This is a genomic window from Legionella sp. PATHC032 (assembly GCF_026191185.1).
Lineage (GTDB): Bacteria > Pseudomonadota > Gammaproteobacteria > Legionellales > Legionellaceae > Legionella.
Genome location: NZ_JAPHOV010000001.1, coordinates 673,336 through 690,463 on the forward strand (window position 1 = coordinate 673,336; position 17,128 = coordinate 690,463).

Below are 17,128 nucleotides of genomic sequence, written 5' to 3' on the forward strand. Positions count from 1 at the left end.
GATAATCAAAACCTACTGTTGAATTTGAATTGTACTTTGTATGAGTACGGAAGTATCCCCGCTTGCTCCTGCTGATCGGGCAGTTATTCTGTAGACATTACTCGGTTTTTTCATATTCTGACCTGGCATAATAACGGATGGCAGTTTTTCAAGAAAATAGCTGGCTTGTGCCCCTGTGTTGCCTTGAAAGCTATTAATGACGGCCGAACTACTTGACCAGTTAATCGTTTTCCAAAGTGGAGTAGTAGCACTTTGGTCAAATAAATACATTCCATTATTACTGGCGAGAAAACTTTGAGGATTATAAGTACCATTTATAATCAGATTAATGGCTTCATTAATGGCGCCTTCAGTTTTTTCAAAACTGATTTCTGAATCGGTTGCATTGGTTGCAATCCGAGTTTGAGACGTGTTTTGTGATATCTGGGTCAAGGCTAAAACAGTGAGCATTGACATAAGCACAAGAGAGGTTATCAGGACATAACCCTGTTGCTTTGTATATTGATTTGTAGAGGTTATGTTCATGATATGGAGTTCCTCAAGTTGATGGTCAATTCAAAAACATGCCTTAAGCGGTTATCAGCGGGTACCGTGATTTGCGTATCCAAAACGTTATATTGTCTCGTTGTTAAGCTTCCTGATCCGAGTTGACCTGCTATCAAAAATCCCAAACGAATAGCATAGACCTGTGCCCAATCGGTTACGGCATTGGCAGAAACGTATCGAGTAACGACTCCGTTATTGCCAATACCATACTGGACTTTCATGATTTCCACACCAGGAACTAATGGCTGTATAGTCCAGCTGTTGCCAACGAGAGAGGCTCGCATTAATGCGCTTTGCCCTCCTTGGCCTTGACCAACAAAAAATGCAGTTTGTTGGATGGGTATGAATTGGGAGCCGGTTTGAAAATTGACAGGGAAAGCACTGCTTCCATTTTGCAGTACTCCAGCACCTGCATCATGAGTAATCGTAGTTCCTGCTACTCCAGTGATTTGAAATATTACGGTTTTACCACAATCAGAGACCGATCCAAACATTCCAGAGGTAAGGGACATCCCGCTAGTGCCTTGAACTACAAAGGTACTGCTGCCGGGATCAATCGTAGTTATTCCTGTTGGATAGCTGTCAGAGGTAGAACCTAATACCACCAACACATCACTACCTTGCTGAGCATTGCCAACAAGGGTAGAGTCTAATGCGGGTGACCAATGACTGGCATTGGTGCTATTTGCAGGATTACTTTGGGTTATGGTAAAGCTCGCTCCGCTTCCATTGTAACCCATAAGGATTGTTGGTGTTGTATTTAATACTCCCAAAGGCCTTGGGCCACCAGCATTTAGACTGGAAACTGCGGTGATGATGGATCCACAGCCGGCAAATCCAGCCGATCTGATCGTTGGTATGAGTAAATTGGATATGGCATTTTCAGTGCTTTGAATAAGATCCTGAGAATTAGAGGCTTTGTAGAGTTGGGTTTGGGCAAGGTATATTTGTAAAATAGAATAAGTGAGTATCAATCCAACCAAGGTGGCTATCATCAACTCGACTAATGAAAATCCTTGTTGTAGTCTGTAGTTAATATTCATATCTGACTCTGTACTCTGAATTGAACGAAATTGGCAGTTCCTGAAGAAGCGCTGCTTGCCCCTAACTCATTTTGTGCTTTGCTATCATCCCATTGTACAGTGACGGTAATCACGGTATTCCCTGCCACACCAGAGAGGGCAGAAGTTATTGAACCACTTCCATTAGGCAGTTGCGACACCACCCTGGTAAGCCAATACCAGGTATCATATTGTGCCAGTTGATTTGGATTGCACACCGATGCATTGCATAATACTGAAGGAGCAGTCACCGACGTAGGGTATCCATTACTACCAATATTACTGACATTATAACTCCCATTCGATGCTGCTTCTGAATTCGCTCGAATTCTGTCAAAAATATCATAGACCGCCTGTACGGCTTGGAGTTTTGCATAACTGGAATTATTCGCTTTATTACTGACTATCAACATGCTGGCAATCCCTAACATGCCAACGGCTAATATGACTACGGATATCAATACTTCCAGCAAGGTCATCCCTTTATATTTTGCGAATGTACCCATTCGGTTCATCATATTCTATCTCCGCTAAGGGCAGTTTAGAGCCCCATTATTCCAGACAGCCTGGCCTGGTACAGATCCTGATTGAACAAATCCAGTGGCCAAAACCATTGCCGAGCGGGCAAACGCATTTCCTCGGTTATCACACATAGTGAAGTTACTTTGAGTTGTTGATAACCCATGTGGGTCAAAAACAACACTGGCTACGTTCGAAGTGATAACAGGATCATTCACTGAGGTTTGATGCGTTTTTAAAAGAGTAGGTGCTCCTGCTACTGGTTGGGTTACTACTATCCATCCTGAGCTCCAGTTGGCTCCACAGGCAGTTGAACCTGGTGAACCTAACGGACATACTGCCACATTGACTGCCCGATCAAGTGCCACTCCACGCGCGTAATTTAATGAGCTTACCAGTGAATCAATGTTTGAAGTTAAACGGTTATTCAAAATCATGGTTCTTAACGAAGGGACAATTAGAGTTAAGATGATGGCAAAAACAGATAGGGTTACTAATAATTCAACCAATGTGAATCCAGCTATGGAAAGAGGGTTGCTGTTAAGAGGGACCTCAGTATCGAAGCTATCTTTACAAAGATCATTGTAAATTATGCTTTTTGTTTGTATATTTGCTATATTAGATTGTGTGGGCAAAACAGTTCTATCCACGCAAAATAACATATTAGCCAGGTTGCGCAGAGTGAACTTTTGTGATTCCTTTATCACCTTGTTCAAAGCATTATCCCTATCGTTTGATCAAACCCACTGCCTTGTTAATTATAGATCAAATTAATTAAATTTTTTACAAATGGTTGTATCAATTAGTTATTGCAATTTTAAGAGTAGCAGGGTTACCGAGGTTAAACAGAGAGAATTATATAGGAGCCAGAAATAATGGTCTGGCAAAAAAATTTTACAATCTGAAGATTTCATCGTGGTTATTCATCCCAATCCATAAATGATTCTATGTTTAAATCTGTTTCTTCTTCGACAGGTTTTTTTAGGGTTTTATGGCAATGATAGTTATCTTTGAATGTTTTTAAGGCATCTTCCAGGCTCACAAATGTGTAACCATTTTGTTTGTATAAATTGATAATATCGGGTAGGGCATAAGCATTCAGTAAGTTAGCATGGATTAACAGGATTTGCGCTTGATCTGGATTACGATGATATTGCGTATGGTCTTCTGCTTTTAAAGTTTGTTGCCAGATAAAATCCAGATAAAAAGGCTTCAACTCATCCAGGTAAGCTCGCCTGCCCATCTCAGGAACAGACAATAAGCGTTGATTAAAGACAAAATCTTTGCTGTCAATGGTAATCGGGGCAACTTGGTAGTGATGTTTTTCAAGATAGCAGAGGATTTTATTTTTTTTATTACCAGAACTCATCGCCAAGTAGGGATAGCGAAAATACTTGGGTGCAGTGAGGACAGGCATTAAAAGTGAATCTGCTTCTTTAATTTCCTGTATATATTCTTTCGCTTTAAGTTTGTTTAAATTGGCATGAGAAAAAGTATGGTTGCCCAAGCCGAAACCTGCATCACGAAATTTATGGAGTATTTCCCAATTATCAGGCCTTACTTCTTTGGCAATGATAAAACCTGTTGCTGGGACTTTTTCATCCTTCATTGTATTCATCATCATATTCAGATGAAAGTTGCGGTATTCACCAACAAAGGGCAAATCATCAATTGTGATTGCTATCGCTTTTTTTTGAGCAAATACGTTGTTAAATCCTATCAGGAAAAATATTGAGAAAAGTAGTAAATATCTCGTAACAGTCTTGATTTTCATTCGAAATTTAATATGTGTAAGTTCAATTGAGAAAAATATTGTCACTATTGTAACAAAAATTACGATGAATAGCTTATATTTAAGAATTTATTAAAATAAGAAATACAAATAAACAGCCTTACTTTTAAAGTAAGGCTGTTTATGAATGAAAAACGACGTTAATTGTTCAAATGAATTATACTGTCGGTTTACTAGTTTCTTCTGCAGTGTTTTGATCTTTTAAGTCATCCTCTTCGTCTTCTTCAGATGTGGTTGGTGCTTTTTTAAACCAGCTACCAACATATCCAGTAACTGAACTCGTAATGGAATAACCCTCTTTTTTGGGTTTTAATGCTTCCAGCTCTTCCTTACGTTTGGTGACACAAGCTTCAATGGCATCAGTACGACATGTTTTTATCATGTTTTGTATTAACGTCAAGACAGAAATCAATTGGAATCCAGCGATGTCTGAAAACATGTTGTTTTCTCGAATGGATTCCTTAGTGATTTTTTTATTTGACTGTTCAGGACGTTCAATGACCATATGACGAATGAACTTATTGGCAGCAGCAATCAGTACTTCCTTGTCTTCACAGCAATCTGCATTAGCATGAAGTATAGTGCTTAAACCAGTATGTATCACAGTAGCGCTGATTTTATCGTTGCTTAATGGATCTTTTCCATACTCCTGGGCTATTTGGCCACGAACAATATACATCGCTCCCGCAAGAATTGCCATTTTTTCAGACGACTCAAGAGACTGGTTAGGGATCTTGTCCAGTTGTTCTGCCATGGTTTGTAAAAATTTCAGTTGTGCTGAACGGGCTTGGCTTAAAGCAGAAATTTTAGCTACGTTCTTATCAGAAAGTTCATCAAGAATTAATTGATGAAGAGCACCTTTCATCTCATCCCAGGATTTGAATTGCTCAACAATGGATGAGTCGATTTGTTTTTCCACATGGAAGCTATTCGCATTGGCTTTGGTTTTTCCATCAGCAGTCAATTTTGCCAAAGCACTATTTTCAGCTGATTCTTCTTGCTCATAACTCAATTTGGCTAGAGAGAATATCTTTTTTAACGAAAGGACTTGCAGGAAATGCTCTTTTTTTAAGCCTTTACGAGAATCATTGTTTTCATAAATGAAATTTAAGAATTTATTTAATCCTCTGTAAAACATAATGTTTTGCTCAGAGGTCGGTATGTTTTCATCAGTAATACCCATTCCATCCATCAAGCGAGTAAACAGTAAGCTGTTTTCTTTCTTTTCCATCACCCGCAGATTATTTTCAACGTCTTTGCAAACTAGCAGCATAGCACCATAAAACACATGGACATAGCTTGCTAATGAACGTGGTTTCAGTTCATCTATTTTTGCTTCTAGTTGATTGAGAACGGCAGTCAGAAATTGAAGCTCTTCTTTTCTGGGGTTAGGAAGGTCTTCAATTTTGTCTTTTTTTTCGCGTTGCAGGATGATTTTAACGGTGTCATTAAAATGACTTTTTAGTACATCAAATTCCTTTAAAACAAACGTCATGTTAGTCTCCAAAAATCCAAGTAAGATTAATGTAAGAAATACTTACAGTGGCCAGTGTAAACTAAACTTAAGCTGACGTCATGTATTTTCATTATACAATTTAAAAATATATAATATTCATTTAAAAATTGAGAAACCTGGCTTGGGCGTGAAGATTTATCAAAACGGAATGGTAGGTTAGGGAATAATTGACTTTATGGAGTTTATTCCTGGAAACGCTATGTCCAATATACCACAGGCTCACTCCAATGCTTCACTAAATGGTACTCCGATTTAGTTGTTTAAATGAAAGAGGTATATTTTGAGTTTTCAAGCAGATAAAGAGATTCAACAAAAATTCTTTAATTACACCTTGTTTGTACTGGCTTTTCTGCTGATATGTCGATTGGTTGCCAATTATTTTTTTCCTTTATTTGATACGACCGAATCCCGTTACGCTGAAATTGCACGCAAAATGTTGGAAACAGGTAACTGGGTGACTTTGCAGCAGGATTATGGCGTTCCTTTTTGGGCTAAACCACCTTTATCCACCTGGTTGTCTGCTTTTTTTATGCAACTATTGGGTGTTAATGAATTTGCAGTCCGCTTGCCGGGTCTTTTGCTGTCTATTGGTGTTTTATGGTTGATTTGGGGACTGGCAAAAAAACAGAGCGGCTCAATGGCTGCGCTTTTTTCCTTATTAATACTGGCAGGATCGCTTTATTTTTTCCTTGATGCAGGCACAGTGATGACTGACCCCGCATTACTTTTTTGTATCACGCTTGCAAGTGTCTCATTTTGGCAAGCCATGGTTTATGAAAACAAAATATGGTCTTATGCATTTTTCACAGGATTAGGCCTGGGTTTATTAGCAAAAGGCCCAATTGCTGTGGTACTGGTCGGAATGACTGTATTTTTCTGGGTTCTCTTACGTAATGAATGGCTTAATCTATGGAAAAGATTACCGTGGTTTAAAGGCACATTTCTTCTTTTGTTAATTTCTATGCCCTGGTATGTTCTGGCTGAATTACGAACTCCTGGATTTTTAAATTATTTTATCCTGGGAGAGCATTTCCATCGATTTTTAACCCCGGGCTGGTCTGGTGATAAATACGGAATAGTACATCATGTACCTAAAGGAACGATATGGTTATATGCTATAGCAGGCATCTTTCCGTGGAATATTATAGCAGGCGGCTGGTTGGTGAAACATGGAAAAATGCTGCCTTCGCTATGCCAAAGTGAAGACGGGTGGTTAAGTTATTTAACTCTTTGGATGATTACTCCACTTCTTTTTTTCACTTTTGCCAACAATATCATATACCCCTATGTGTTTCCTTCTCTACCTGCATTTGCTTTGCTTTTTGCTGAAATTTTGAATCGTTTGAATCCAGGACTGAAACATTTGAAGTGGATCTTTATCTCCTCATTACTCTGTGGTGTTTTATTTTTGGCAGGGGCTTTTGTTCTTGGTATAAAACCAGACGTTGTGCCTAATACACATAAACAGATTATTACTGCATGGTTGAATCAGAAGCCAACTGCACGCAGCCATCTGGTTTATTGGGGATACAAGACTGATTTTTCCGCTGAGTTTTACTCGAGAGGTCAAGTGAAATCAGTTAAAAACCCAAACGGATTATGTAAATTACTCTCCAACCATTTGGAAAACTATTTAGTTATCAATAGCAAAGAAACTCAGCAGATTCCCGGGGAATTACTTGCAAGATTCACACCCATCAACAAGTTCAAAGTTCATCGGGATACCTTGATATTGTTTTATTCACCTGTGCTGAGTTGTTGAGCAGTGGTTTCCGATTCCATCTCATAGTAAAGTAAAGCAAACGAAGCTCAAAATAATAAATCCATGGCAAAATTATATTTCTACTATGCCGCTATGAACGCAGGTAAAAGTACGGTATTACTGCAGTCTAGCTATAATTACAGAGAGCGAGGTATGCAAACTCTGTTGTTTACCCCAGCTATCGATACACGTTACCAATATGGAACTATCTGTTCACGAATCGGTCTATCCGAACAGGCTTATGCTTTTAACAATTCGGATAACCTGTATGTTTTAACTCAAGAATTTCAACTACAAACTCAGAAATACTCTTGTGTCCTGATTGACGAGGCTCAATTTTTGACTCGAGAGCAAGTGTATCAATTAACGGAAATAACAGATCAAATGTCTATCCCAGTACTAGCTTATGGCTTGCGTACTGACTTTAGAGGCGAATTATTTCCGGGAAGTCAATTTTTACTGGCATGGGCAGACGAGTTAATCGAATTAAAGACAATTTGTCATTGTGGCCGTAAAGCAACTATGAATATGAGAATTGATGAAAATGGGCAAGCTGTTGTTGAGGGTGAGCAGGTATTGATAGGCGGCAATGAATCCTATGTTGCTACCTGTCGGTTGCATTATAAACGAAGTGAAGCAGGGATGAAGTCCCCAAGAAATAAATTGTTCAATAAAGATACCAATACTTTTTAAGTTTTGATATAATTTGCCGCAGTTTTTAGGCCTTAAATAAAGGAGAGGTGGTGTCGCATTCTGTCGCAGTGGAGTCGAGAACTTTTGTTCCCCGTGGTGACTTTATGGCTTGGGTAGTGTGTCTTTCCGCGGGGCTTTTCTTTTTATACGAGTTTTTTCAACTCAATATTTTTGATGTTATTAATCAGTCGCTTCGAGAAGATTTTCATATAGATGCCACCCAATTAAGTTGGATGTCGAGCACTTATTTATGGGCTGATATTCTTTTTCTTTTACCAGCCGGTCTTATTCTCGACAGGTTTTCAACCAGGAAAGTTATTCTCACCGCAATGTTTGTTTGTGTTGTTGGAACAATAGGGTTTGCAGTTACGGAATCATTTTTTCTCGCCTCATTTTTCCATTTTCTCTCAGGAATAGGCAATGCGTTTTGCTTTTTATCTTGTGTTGTTTTGGTCTCTCATTGGTTTCCTCCCAGAAGACAGGCATTAGTCATTGGCTCATTAGTTACCATGGCATTTATTGGTGGCATGATGGCGCATACCCCTTTTGCTTATTTGAATGATCTGTTTGGCTGGCGACGTGCCTTGTTAATTGATGGGGTTGTTGGAGCTTTTTTAATATTATGGATTTACATGATTGTGCAAGACAGGCCTGAAGAGTCACCAGCACATAAATTAACCAATGAAGGACAAATACTATCGAGTTTCATGAAAGCTCTATCCAATAAACAAAATTGGCTGGCAGGCTTGTATACCTCTCTGCTTAATTTACCCATTATGGTTTTGTGTGCCCTATGGGGCGCAAGTTACCTGCAGGTAGCTCATCATTTGCCTGATATTGCGGCAAGCAATGTCGTAAGCCTTATTTTCATGGGGAGTGTTGTTGGTTGCCCTTTGGTTGGTTGGTTATCCGATACTCAGGGACGTCGCAAACCCTTAATGATTTTCGGAGCGATAGCTACTTTGATTACTACTATTCCTCTATTTATCAATGTGGTTCTGACTCAAATGAGTCTCAGTATCCTCTTTTTTGCTTTGGGATTATTTACCAGCACGCAAGTGATTTCTTACCCCCTGGTTGCTGAAAGCAATCAGCCAGAAAATACTGGTGCTGCAACTGGAATTGCTTCTGTCATTATTATGGGTGGGGGCGGTGTTGCTCAAGTTCTGTTTGGTTGGCTTATGACACATCACGCGGGAACAAATGTTACGGCATATACGGTTAGCGATTTTCAATTTGCCATGTGGATGTTTCCTGTTGCCGCAATTGCAGGACTGGTTGCTGTGCTCATGACTCGTGAAACATACTGCAAGCGATAGAGAGGAGAAATAATGCAGGTAGTGGATGAATTTAAAGCATTCGATGTTAAAGCATCGCTAATGCCATGGCTGGTTTGTTTTGCAGCAACCATGTTTTTCTTTTATGAATTTATTCAGGGAAATATGTTTGCTTCCATTGCAGCAAATATCATGCAGGATTTTCAGATTCAAGCAGATAAAATGGCTTACTTATCCAGTATCTATTACTTGGCAAATGTGATTTTTCTGTTTATTGCCGGAATCGTTTTGGACAGGTTTTCAATCAAAAACACCATTTTAATAGCTATGTTTCTGTGTGTGATTAGTACGTTTATCCTCTCCTACTCAGATTCGTTTTATGTGGCTTTATTTTGCAGGTTTGTGACCGGAATAGGTAGTGCATTTTGCTTTTTGGGTCCCGTGCGTTTGGCGTCTCATTGGTTTCCTCCCCAACGTATGGCTTTAGTGACTGGCGCGATTGTAACTGTTGCAATGACAGGAGGAATGCTGGCGCAATACCCCTTAACTAAACTGGTTCTATATGTTGGATGGCGCCAAGCAGTTCAAGACGTAGGGATATTGGGCTTGGCCATGTTAGTTCTCATGTTTTTTTGGATTAAAGAAAGACCTCAAGTCGCAATCAAAAAAGAAGGAAAACCTATCAATGTGCTTTTGGCTGCAAGAAAAGCCTACTTAAATGCTCAAAATTTGCGAGCAGCCTTATACACTAGTCTTATGAACATGGCCATTGCTGTATTTGGCGCCATGATGGGGACTTTATATCTTGAACAGAGATTAGGCATTAGCCCTGATCAGGCAGCTATGATCAATGGTATGTTGTTTTTTGGAGCCATTATAGGTTCACCTTTGATGGGGTGGATATCTGATAAGGTAGGGTTGCGTGTGTTGCCTATGAAAGGGGGAGTCCTTGCCTCTTTACTTATTTTGCTGGGAGTACTTTATTTACCTGTTTCAGTGACAATGATGGCCGTATTGTTCTTTTTATTAGGATTATTTACTTCAGCTCAAGTCATTAGCTATGCCTTGGTTGCTGAAAGCAGCCCTCCCATGATGACTGCAACGGCTGTCAGTGTCGTGTCCATATTAACTCAAGGCGGGTATCTTATTTATCAAAACCTTTTTAGTGCTTTATTGATGAATTATGGTGATGTTCGTTTGATTAATGGTGTGCCAGTTTATTTACTCGAAGCGTATCAGCATGCAGCAATCATTTTACCCATAGGACTATTGATCGCATTACTTTTGTTGTTTGGATTAAAAGAAACTCGTTGCCAACAAGTTGAGCATACAGTATGACCGGACGAGTTTGTGTATTAGTAATGGATTCCTTTGGCATCGGAGCCAGCCTTGATGCAGCTAGGTATGGAGATGCGGGTGCTAACACCTTGGTTCACATTTATGAAGCGTGTAAACGAGGTGAGTGCGATATAGAAGGGGTTCGCAAAGGTCCTTTAATGCTTCCAAATCTTGCGGGCAAGGGGCTTTACCATGCTGCTATGGCCAGTTCCGGGTTACCCTTTATCGATTTGGCTACTTTAGCTATTCCTTCTGGATATTATGGATATGCAGTGGAACAAAGCTTGGGCAAAGATACCCCCAGTGGTCATTGGGAAATGGCTGGGGTGCCCGTGACTTTCGAGTGGGGATATTTCCCTGATAAACCTTACTGTTTCCCTGAAGAATTAATTTCAGAATTCATTAAGCAGTGTAATTTGCCAGGAGTTTTGGGAGAAAAGCATGCTTCGGGAACCATCATTATAGACGAGTTGGGTGAGGAGCATATTCGTACCGGTAAGCCGATCGTATACACTTCTGCCGATAGCGTATTTCAAATTGCCGCACATGAAGAGGCATTTGGTTTACAACGTCTCTATGATATCTGCAAAATTGCTCGAAATTTAGTAGATAAATATCAAATTGGTCGAGTGATTGCTCGCCCTTTTACAGGAAATCCAGGGTCGTTTAAAAGAACAGGTAATAGAAAAGATTATGCTACACCTCCTCCGGAAAAAACATTGCTTGATTTTCTAAAGCAAGCCGGTCGGGAAGTGATAGCTATAGGAAAGATTGCAGACATCTATGCTCATCAAGGGGTCACCCAAGAAATCAAAGCGGATGGCAATATGGCTTTGTTTGATGCCACTTTATCTGCAATGAAAATAGCCCCACAAGGCAGCTTGGTATTTACTAATTTTGTTGATTTTGATTCTTCTTATGGGCATAGGCGTAATGTAGCTGGTTATGCGCATGCACTAGAAGAATTCGATACGCGATTGCCAGAATTAGACGCTGTTTTACAACCCGATGACATGGTCTTTATTGCAGCAGATCACGGCTGTGATCCTACATTCCCTGGATCTGATCATACCCGAGAGCATATCCCTGTATTAGTGTTTGGTCCCCAAGTAAATAGTAAATTTATTGGGCGCAGAGATTGTTTTGCTGATATCGGTCAGAGCATTGCAGAGTATTTGCAATTATCCTCGCCACTCACTCATGGTGTTTCTTTTTTATAATTTTATATCCACTCCCTTACGATCGTTCAAACCGAACCACGATCGTAAGGGAGTGGATATGACGATTAATATTTTTGAGATATTTAAGAACACTTAATTTTTCTCCCAATCCCCATTGATTTTTTACGTATCATCCCCATTTACTTTATTTCTGCAATGTAATTGAGGATTTTATTTTGGAACAATTTCATGGGACAACAATACTTTCAGTACGACGCGGTAATCAGGTTGTCATTGGCGGTGATGGGCAAGTTACCCTAGGCAATACCGTGATGAAAGGCAATGCACGTAAAGTTCGGAGATTGTATAAAGATAAAGTGATTGCTGGTTTTGCAGGAGGTACTGCTGATGCTTTTACTCTTTTCGAACGGTTTGAAGCAAAACTGGAAATGCATCAGGGGCATTTGATTAGAGCAGCTGTTGAATTGGCTAAAGATTGGCGAACCGATAGAATTCTTCGTCGATTAGAGGCGGTGCTTGCAGTGGCGGATAGCAAGGCTTCTTTAATTATTACCGGTAATGGCGATGTCATTGAGCCCGAAGAAAGTTTAATTGCAATCGGTTCTGGCGGCCCCTTTGCTCAAGCTGCAGCAAGAGCTCTTATGGAAAACACCCAGTTATCTGCCAAGGAGATTGTCCAGAAAGCTTTAACAATCGCTGGCGACATTTGTATTTATACTAACAATAATTTAACCATAGAAGAATTAAATGATGAAGGCAAATAATATGGTCATGACCCCTCGAGAGATAGTTCAAGAATTAGATAAGCACATTATTGGTCAAGATGATGCAAAACGTGCCGTAGCCATTGCATTACGAAATCGCTGGCGTCGAATGAAAATCAAAGATCCAGTATTGCGCAACGAGATAATGCCTAAAAATATTTTAATGATAGGTCCTACCGGTGTTGGTAAGACGGAGATTGCAAGGCGTTTGGCTAATTTGGCTAAAGCTCCATTTATTAAAGTAGAAGCAACCAAATTCACGGAAGTAGGATATGTGGGGCGTGATGTTGATTCGATCATTCGTGACTTAACAGATATGGCAATCAAGCAAGAGCGTGAATTTGCCATGAAAAAAGTGGAGCACCTGGCAGAAGATGCGGCTGAAGAACGAATCCTGGATGTTTTACTCCCTCCTGCTCGAGGAACATTAACTCCTGGTGAGAAAAACACGACAGCTCGTCAAGTGTTTCGTAAGCAATTGCGCGAAGGTGAGCTTAATGATAATGAAATTGAAATTGAAGTAGCGGCAACGCCTGTTGGCATTGAAATTATGGCTCCTCCAGGTATGGAAGAGATGACTAGCCAATTGCAGTCTATGTTTCAACAAGTTGGAAGCTACAGAACGAAAACTCGAAAAATGACCGTTGCCAAGGCAATGAAGATTTTGAGAGAGGAAGAAGCGGCAAAATTAATTAACGAAGAAGATATCAAGTTAAAAGCGATTGAAAGTGTTGAGCAAAATGGAATAGTGTTCATTGATGAGTTGGATAAAATTGCCAAACGCTCTGATACTGTAAGTGGAGGAGATGTATCACGTGAGGGAGTTCAGCGAGATTTATTGCCATTAGTCGAAGGAACTACCGTTTCAACAAAATACGGCATGGTAAAGTCTGATCATATTTTATTCATTGCTTCAGGTGCTTTTCATGTAGCTAAACCTTCTGATTTGATTGCTGAATTGCAAGGGCGTCTGCCGATACGCGTCGAGTTGTCAGCCCTCTCGGTGGAAGATTTCGTACGAATCCTTACTGAGCCAAGCGCCTCTTTAACTTTACAGTATTCCGCTTTGATGGAAACCGAAGGATTGACTCTTACCTTTGATGAAACAGGAATTCGACGTATTGCTGAAGTAGCCTGGCAAGTGAATGAGCGTACGGAAAATATCGGAGCAAGAAGATTATATACCGTCATGGAACGTTTACTGGAAGTGGTTTCATTTGAAGCGACTGATAAAGCTGGCGAAACTGTGCATGTTGATAAAGCTTATGTCGATAAGAATTTAGGCCAACTAATCGCTGATGAGGATTTGGCTCGCTATATTTTGTAATCCAGAATAGTTAAACTGAAATCAAGAATGAAATCTTTTTAACATATCAACTTTTTGTGGGGGATATTTCTCGAAAAAGAGATATCCCTCATGTGACTCTGATTGTCCAACCATGCAATTTACTTTTACAAAGGGCAAGGCAATGCTAATTATATTCTGATATCATTATGTACATAATGGTTGTTTATATCAGAAATAAATGAAAACTCAGAGAATTATCCATCCCAATATTGATATTAGAAAGTTTCCTGAAGTAAATGCAGATTTTTCCATGACCGATATTAGCATGGGAGATTTGCATGCTAATGCCTTGCTTTTTCTCAATATCCTTGTTCGCCAGGGAATAATTGCTATTTCTCCCGAAAATTATGCCAAATTTTCTGAAATTTATACTTTGCCAGAGCTTCAGGCAGATTATTGGGGGACAGAAGCACCTGTTTTTAGCGCTGAAAATAAAAAGGAGCGCCTGAAAGAAATCAAGGAACAATATAATGAGTTAATTGCGCAAATCAAAATTATTAATACTAAAAAACTGGTTCGCTTGATAGGTGATGAATTAGTCGATCGCGGTGTTATTGATTATTTCATCTTAAAATTATTACAAGCTTTGCACGATCAAGGCGCTGATTTTGAAATATTACTATCAAATCATGGAATTGAGTTTGTCGAGGCCTGTGAACTATTCAAGGAAAATGGAAATAAATTAGTAGCAAAAAGATTAGGAAATATTCAGCATGGTAATTCGTTTCATGCTTTGCAAGAAGCAATAGCTGCTGGTGCGATTTCAAATGAAGAAGTATTAAATATTTACCATCAAGTTTACAAAAGGCACTTGAAGATTATTTCTTACTCATTGGATCCAGAAGCAAATGAAATTAAAGTGTTTAGTCATGCTGGCATCGGTTTAAATCATATCCGAGGGCTCGCCCAAAAATTTAAAGTACCCTATTTAGAGGAGTCGGCTGTTGATTTGGCTAAAACAATTGATGCAATTAACAAAAAATTCGCAGAAAAAGCATCTACGGGAGAAATTCACACGCTTTATACCCATGACATGATGTATAGAGGTTATGCAGGTGAATATTTGAATTCAACAGACGAAGTAGTTGCCGCAACGGTCTGGGGACGTGAATATGAGGATTTGATTCGAACGTCTAAAAAATTTAAAGTCACCTTTATTCATGGCCACGATAGTTACGATCCTGAAAAGGTAGAACATGTCACTTTAAATAATCAACTAGGGCAATTCCAAAATAATGTAGGTGATTTATATCTGTATTCCACCAATGGCATGAGAGCGGTTCCAACACAATGTTTGAATCCAGATAAAAAAGTTCAGAGCCTAAGGGAAAAAAATCGACCAGATAAACCGAATGATTATGTTGTAAAAATCCATCATACAAAACCATCATTTTTTAAAACGACTCATCCCAAGATGACATTCCCGGACAGCTACAAACGAATATGGGATAGCACACCAGGACATTCCAATATAACCAAAATTAAGGCGTTACTTAAAGATTATACCAAGGAAGACAGTATTTTGGGTTCTTTCTGGGGATTAATATTCACATTGCACTGGGGAAGACATCATGTTAAATCCGTGCATCAGATTGCACAAACCCAATATACATCAGTAGAAGCTATTCTTTCGGATTTGAAAGCACTTAAGCCAAGAGCAGGTGGATCACTGGATAAACGCATTAAGTTTATTGAGTCACAAATTATAACTCAGAGAGGTGATAATCCAGATTTACAATTCAATTTGAAATAGTCTTTTTGTTTTGTCTTTTTCGCTTAAGTTATATTTATTTGATTTTTAAATGACAATATCATTCAGGTTTTTGAGACTTTATTTTTGTTATCCATTCGATTGCAGGGGTTATCTTGACCCCGGAATAAACCTGAAATCATTACATGTGGTTATTTAAGTACTGTTCCTGTTTTCTTGAATAATTCTTCCAAATTAATATCCAGGGATTTTTTCAATTCTTCATTATGCCTCTTAAATGCGGCTCTCCATTGTTCCGCCAGAGACGCTTTGGAATATTGCAACTCTAGATGAGTTGGCAAGCGATAAGGTAATAATTGAGTTAAATCATAAAGAGTAACGTGGCTGAGATCACGGCTTAACATGTAGTGCCCATCAGCGGTAGCATGGATCAGTTCATGATAAATCAGAGCATTGATCATTTCATCCACATCCACAGCAAAAGGTTGTTTGCTGGCATCCACCAGATCATTAAAGCTTAATCCCTTTCCATGCTGTTGCGCTAACCATAACTGGTGCAACCAGAGCAACGCATGTGAAAAACCATCGAGGGACTTCCCTCCACGACGCTGATGGTGCACTGAAAAGGCATAACTGATTTCAGCGCCTAACAAAGTAATAATCCACACCCAATAAACCCAAATAAAAAATATAGGTACTGTGGCAAATGCCCCATACAACAACGCATAGGTATTGTAGCGTATCAGGTAATAAGCAAATGCATGTTTAGCTGATTCAAACAGGATTGCGGCAACCAATCCACCCCAAAAAGCATGACGGATTTTGACAGGACAATTGGGAACCACCACGTACAAAAAGGTAAAACCGATTAGTGAAAGAAAAAAAGGGGAATAGTGAAGAATAGTGTAAGGAGCTCGATGATCTGCCAATATTGGCATGGAGAATAAATAGGAGCTTGCTGCCAGGCTCAAACCTAATAAAACCGGGGCAAGAGAAATGATAGCCCAATAGAGTAAAAAGGCAGAAACACCATGCCGAGAGGAACTCACTCTCCAGATTTTATTCATTGCTCGTTCAATAGTGAACATGACCAATAACGCAGTAAAAATTAGAAAGACTATACCCCAAATTGAGAGTTTTGATACTTGAGAGGTAAACTGCTGCAAATAGCTTTGCACAATTTTACCTGTGGCCGGAACAAAATTGTCAAAAATAAAATTCTGTACCGGCTCCGCCAAACCTTGGAATACTGGAAATGAAGAAAATATTGCCAAACCCACAGACATCAATGGCACGACTGCCAGTAAGCTTGTAAAGGCTAATGCCGAGGCAATATAGGTACAATCGTCTTGTATGAAATGTTGGATAACAAACCGAACAAAGCGATCGCAGGAGTAGAATTTAGTTTTTACTTTTTCTTTCCAATTCATGGATTAAATACAAGATTTTTATTGTATAACTATATCGTTTTATGCCCGTTTTTGTATAGTCAGGACTTACGTAAATACCAAATTCATTATCAAAAAAGTTTTTAATTTGGTCATTTAGGCTGTTTAAATTCCCATGACAAATCAATTACATAAAAAGTTATGTATCTAATCATCTAATTTATCAATAATA

General features: G+C 39.2%; 15 protein-coding genes. 8 read left to right on the top strand and 7 right to left on the bottom strand.

The window, feature by feature from the left end; genetic code table 11:
• Window positions 1-12 precede the first annotated feature (12 nt).
• From OQJ02_RS03175 to OQJ02_RS03200, 6 genes are all read right to left on the bottom strand, one after another.
• On the bottom strand, window positions 13-525 hold the full coding sequence (locus OQJ02_RS03175; RefSeq protein WP_265717838.1) for a pilus assembly PilX family protein: 513 nt from the start codon (window positions 523-525) through the stop codon (window positions 13-15).
• On the bottom strand, window positions 522-1,589 hold the full coding sequence (locus OQJ02_RS03180) for a PilW family protein (protein ID WP_265717839.1): 1,068 nt from the start codon (window positions 1,587-1,589) through the stop codon (window positions 522-524). The genes OQJ02_RS03175 and OQJ02_RS03180 overlap by 4 nt, the downstream gene beginning before the upstream one ends.
• Window positions 1,586-2,125, bottom strand: coding sequence for a type IV pilus modification protein PilV (gene pilV, locus OQJ02_RS03185; RefSeq protein WP_265717840.1), 540 nt, complete (start codon window positions 2,123-2,125; stop codon window positions 1,586-1,588). Before pilV ends, OQJ02_RS03180 begins: the two co-directional genes overlap by 4 nt.
• 12 nt (window positions 2,126-2,137) lie before the next feature.
• Window positions 2,138-2,842 (bottom strand): GspH/FimT family pseudopilin, encoded by a 705-nt coding sequence (locus tag OQJ02_RS03190; RefSeq protein WP_322783367.1) that lies wholly within the window; start codon window positions 2,840-2,842, stop codon window positions 2,138-2,140.
• Window positions 2,843-3,045: 203 nt separating this feature from the next.
• A complete protein-coding gene (locus tag OQJ02_RS03195; protein ID WP_265717841.1) occupies window positions 3,046-3,900 on the bottom strand; it encodes a polysaccharide deacetylase family protein in 855 nt (284 codons plus the stop codon).
• Between the two features lie 175 nt (window positions 3,901-4,075).
• Complete coding sequence (locus tag OQJ02_RS03200) at window positions 4,076-5,425, bottom strand: lpg0634 family Dot/Icm T4SS effector (RefSeq protein WP_265717842.1); 1,350 nt, start codon at window positions 5,423-5,425, stop codon at window positions 4,076-4,078.
• A 289-nt stretch (window positions 5,426-5,714) separates the two neighbouring features.
• On the opposite strand from OQJ02_RS03200, the gene OQJ02_RS03205 reads away from it, so the two are divergent.
• The 8 genes from OQJ02_RS03205 (at window position 5,715) to wip (ending at window position 15,550) form a co-directional block, all read left to right on the top strand.
• Window positions 5,715-7,196 carry an ArnT family glycosyltransferase gene (locus tag OQJ02_RS03205; protein WP_265717843.1) on the top strand — a complete coding sequence of 494 codons (1,482 nt, stop codon included), beginning with the start codon at window positions 5,715-5,717 and terminating at the stop codon, window positions 7,194-7,196.
• A gap of 63 nt (window positions 7,197-7,259) precedes the next feature.
• Window positions 7,260-7,889, top strand: coding sequence for a thymidine kinase (locus OQJ02_RS03210; RefSeq protein WP_265717844.1), 630 nt, complete (start codon window positions 7,260-7,262; stop codon window positions 7,887-7,889).
• 50 nt (window positions 7,890-7,939) lie between these two features.
• Entirely contained in the window at window positions 7,940-9,208 is a 1,269-nt protein-coding gene (locus tag OQJ02_RS03215; RefSeq protein WP_015444770.1) for an MFS transporter, read from the top strand.
• A gap of 12 nt (window positions 9,209-9,220) precedes the next feature.
• Complete coding sequence (locus OQJ02_RS03220; RefSeq protein WP_038837651.1) at window positions 9,221-10,504, top strand: MFS transporter; 1,284 nt, start codon at window positions 9,221-9,223, stop codon at window positions 10,502-10,504.
• The gene (locus tag OQJ02_RS03225) at window positions 10,501-11,724 is read left to right on the top strand and encodes a phosphopentomutase (protein ID WP_265717845.1); all 1,224 of its coding nucleotides are present in this window, start codon (window positions 10,501-10,503) and stop codon (window positions 11,722-11,724) included. Before OQJ02_RS03220 ends, OQJ02_RS03225 begins: the two co-directional genes overlap by 4 nt.
• A gap of 176 nt (window positions 11,725-11,900) precedes the next feature.
• Window positions 11,901-12,449, top strand: a complete 549-nt coding sequence (gene hslV, locus OQJ02_RS03230) for an ATP-dependent protease subunit HslV (RefSeq protein WP_010946377.1) — start codon at window positions 11,901-11,903, stop codon at window positions 12,447-12,449.
• Between the two features lies 1 nt (window position 12,450).
• The gene (gene hslU, locus OQJ02_RS03235; RefSeq protein WP_011213230.1) at window positions 12,451-13,776 is read left to right on the top strand and encodes an ATP-dependent protease ATPase subunit HslU; all 1,326 of its coding nucleotides are present in this window, start codon (window positions 12,451-12,453) and stop codon (window positions 13,774-13,776) included.
• Between the two features lie 199 nt (window positions 13,777-13,975).
• Window positions 13,976-15,550, top strand: coding sequence for a Dot/Icm T4SS effector Wip (gene wip, locus OQJ02_RS03240; protein ID WP_265717846.1), 1,575 nt, complete (start codon window positions 13,976-13,978; stop codon window positions 15,548-15,550).
• Window positions 15,551-15,699: 149 nt separating this feature from the next.
• Here wip and OQJ02_RS03245 read toward each other — a convergent pair whose 3' ends face one another.
• Window positions 15,700-16,938, bottom strand: coding sequence for a YihY family inner membrane protein (locus tag OQJ02_RS03245; RefSeq protein WP_161504140.1), 1,239 nt, complete (start codon window positions 16,936-16,938; stop codon window positions 15,700-15,702).
• Window positions 16,939-17,128: the final 190 nt, after the last annotated feature.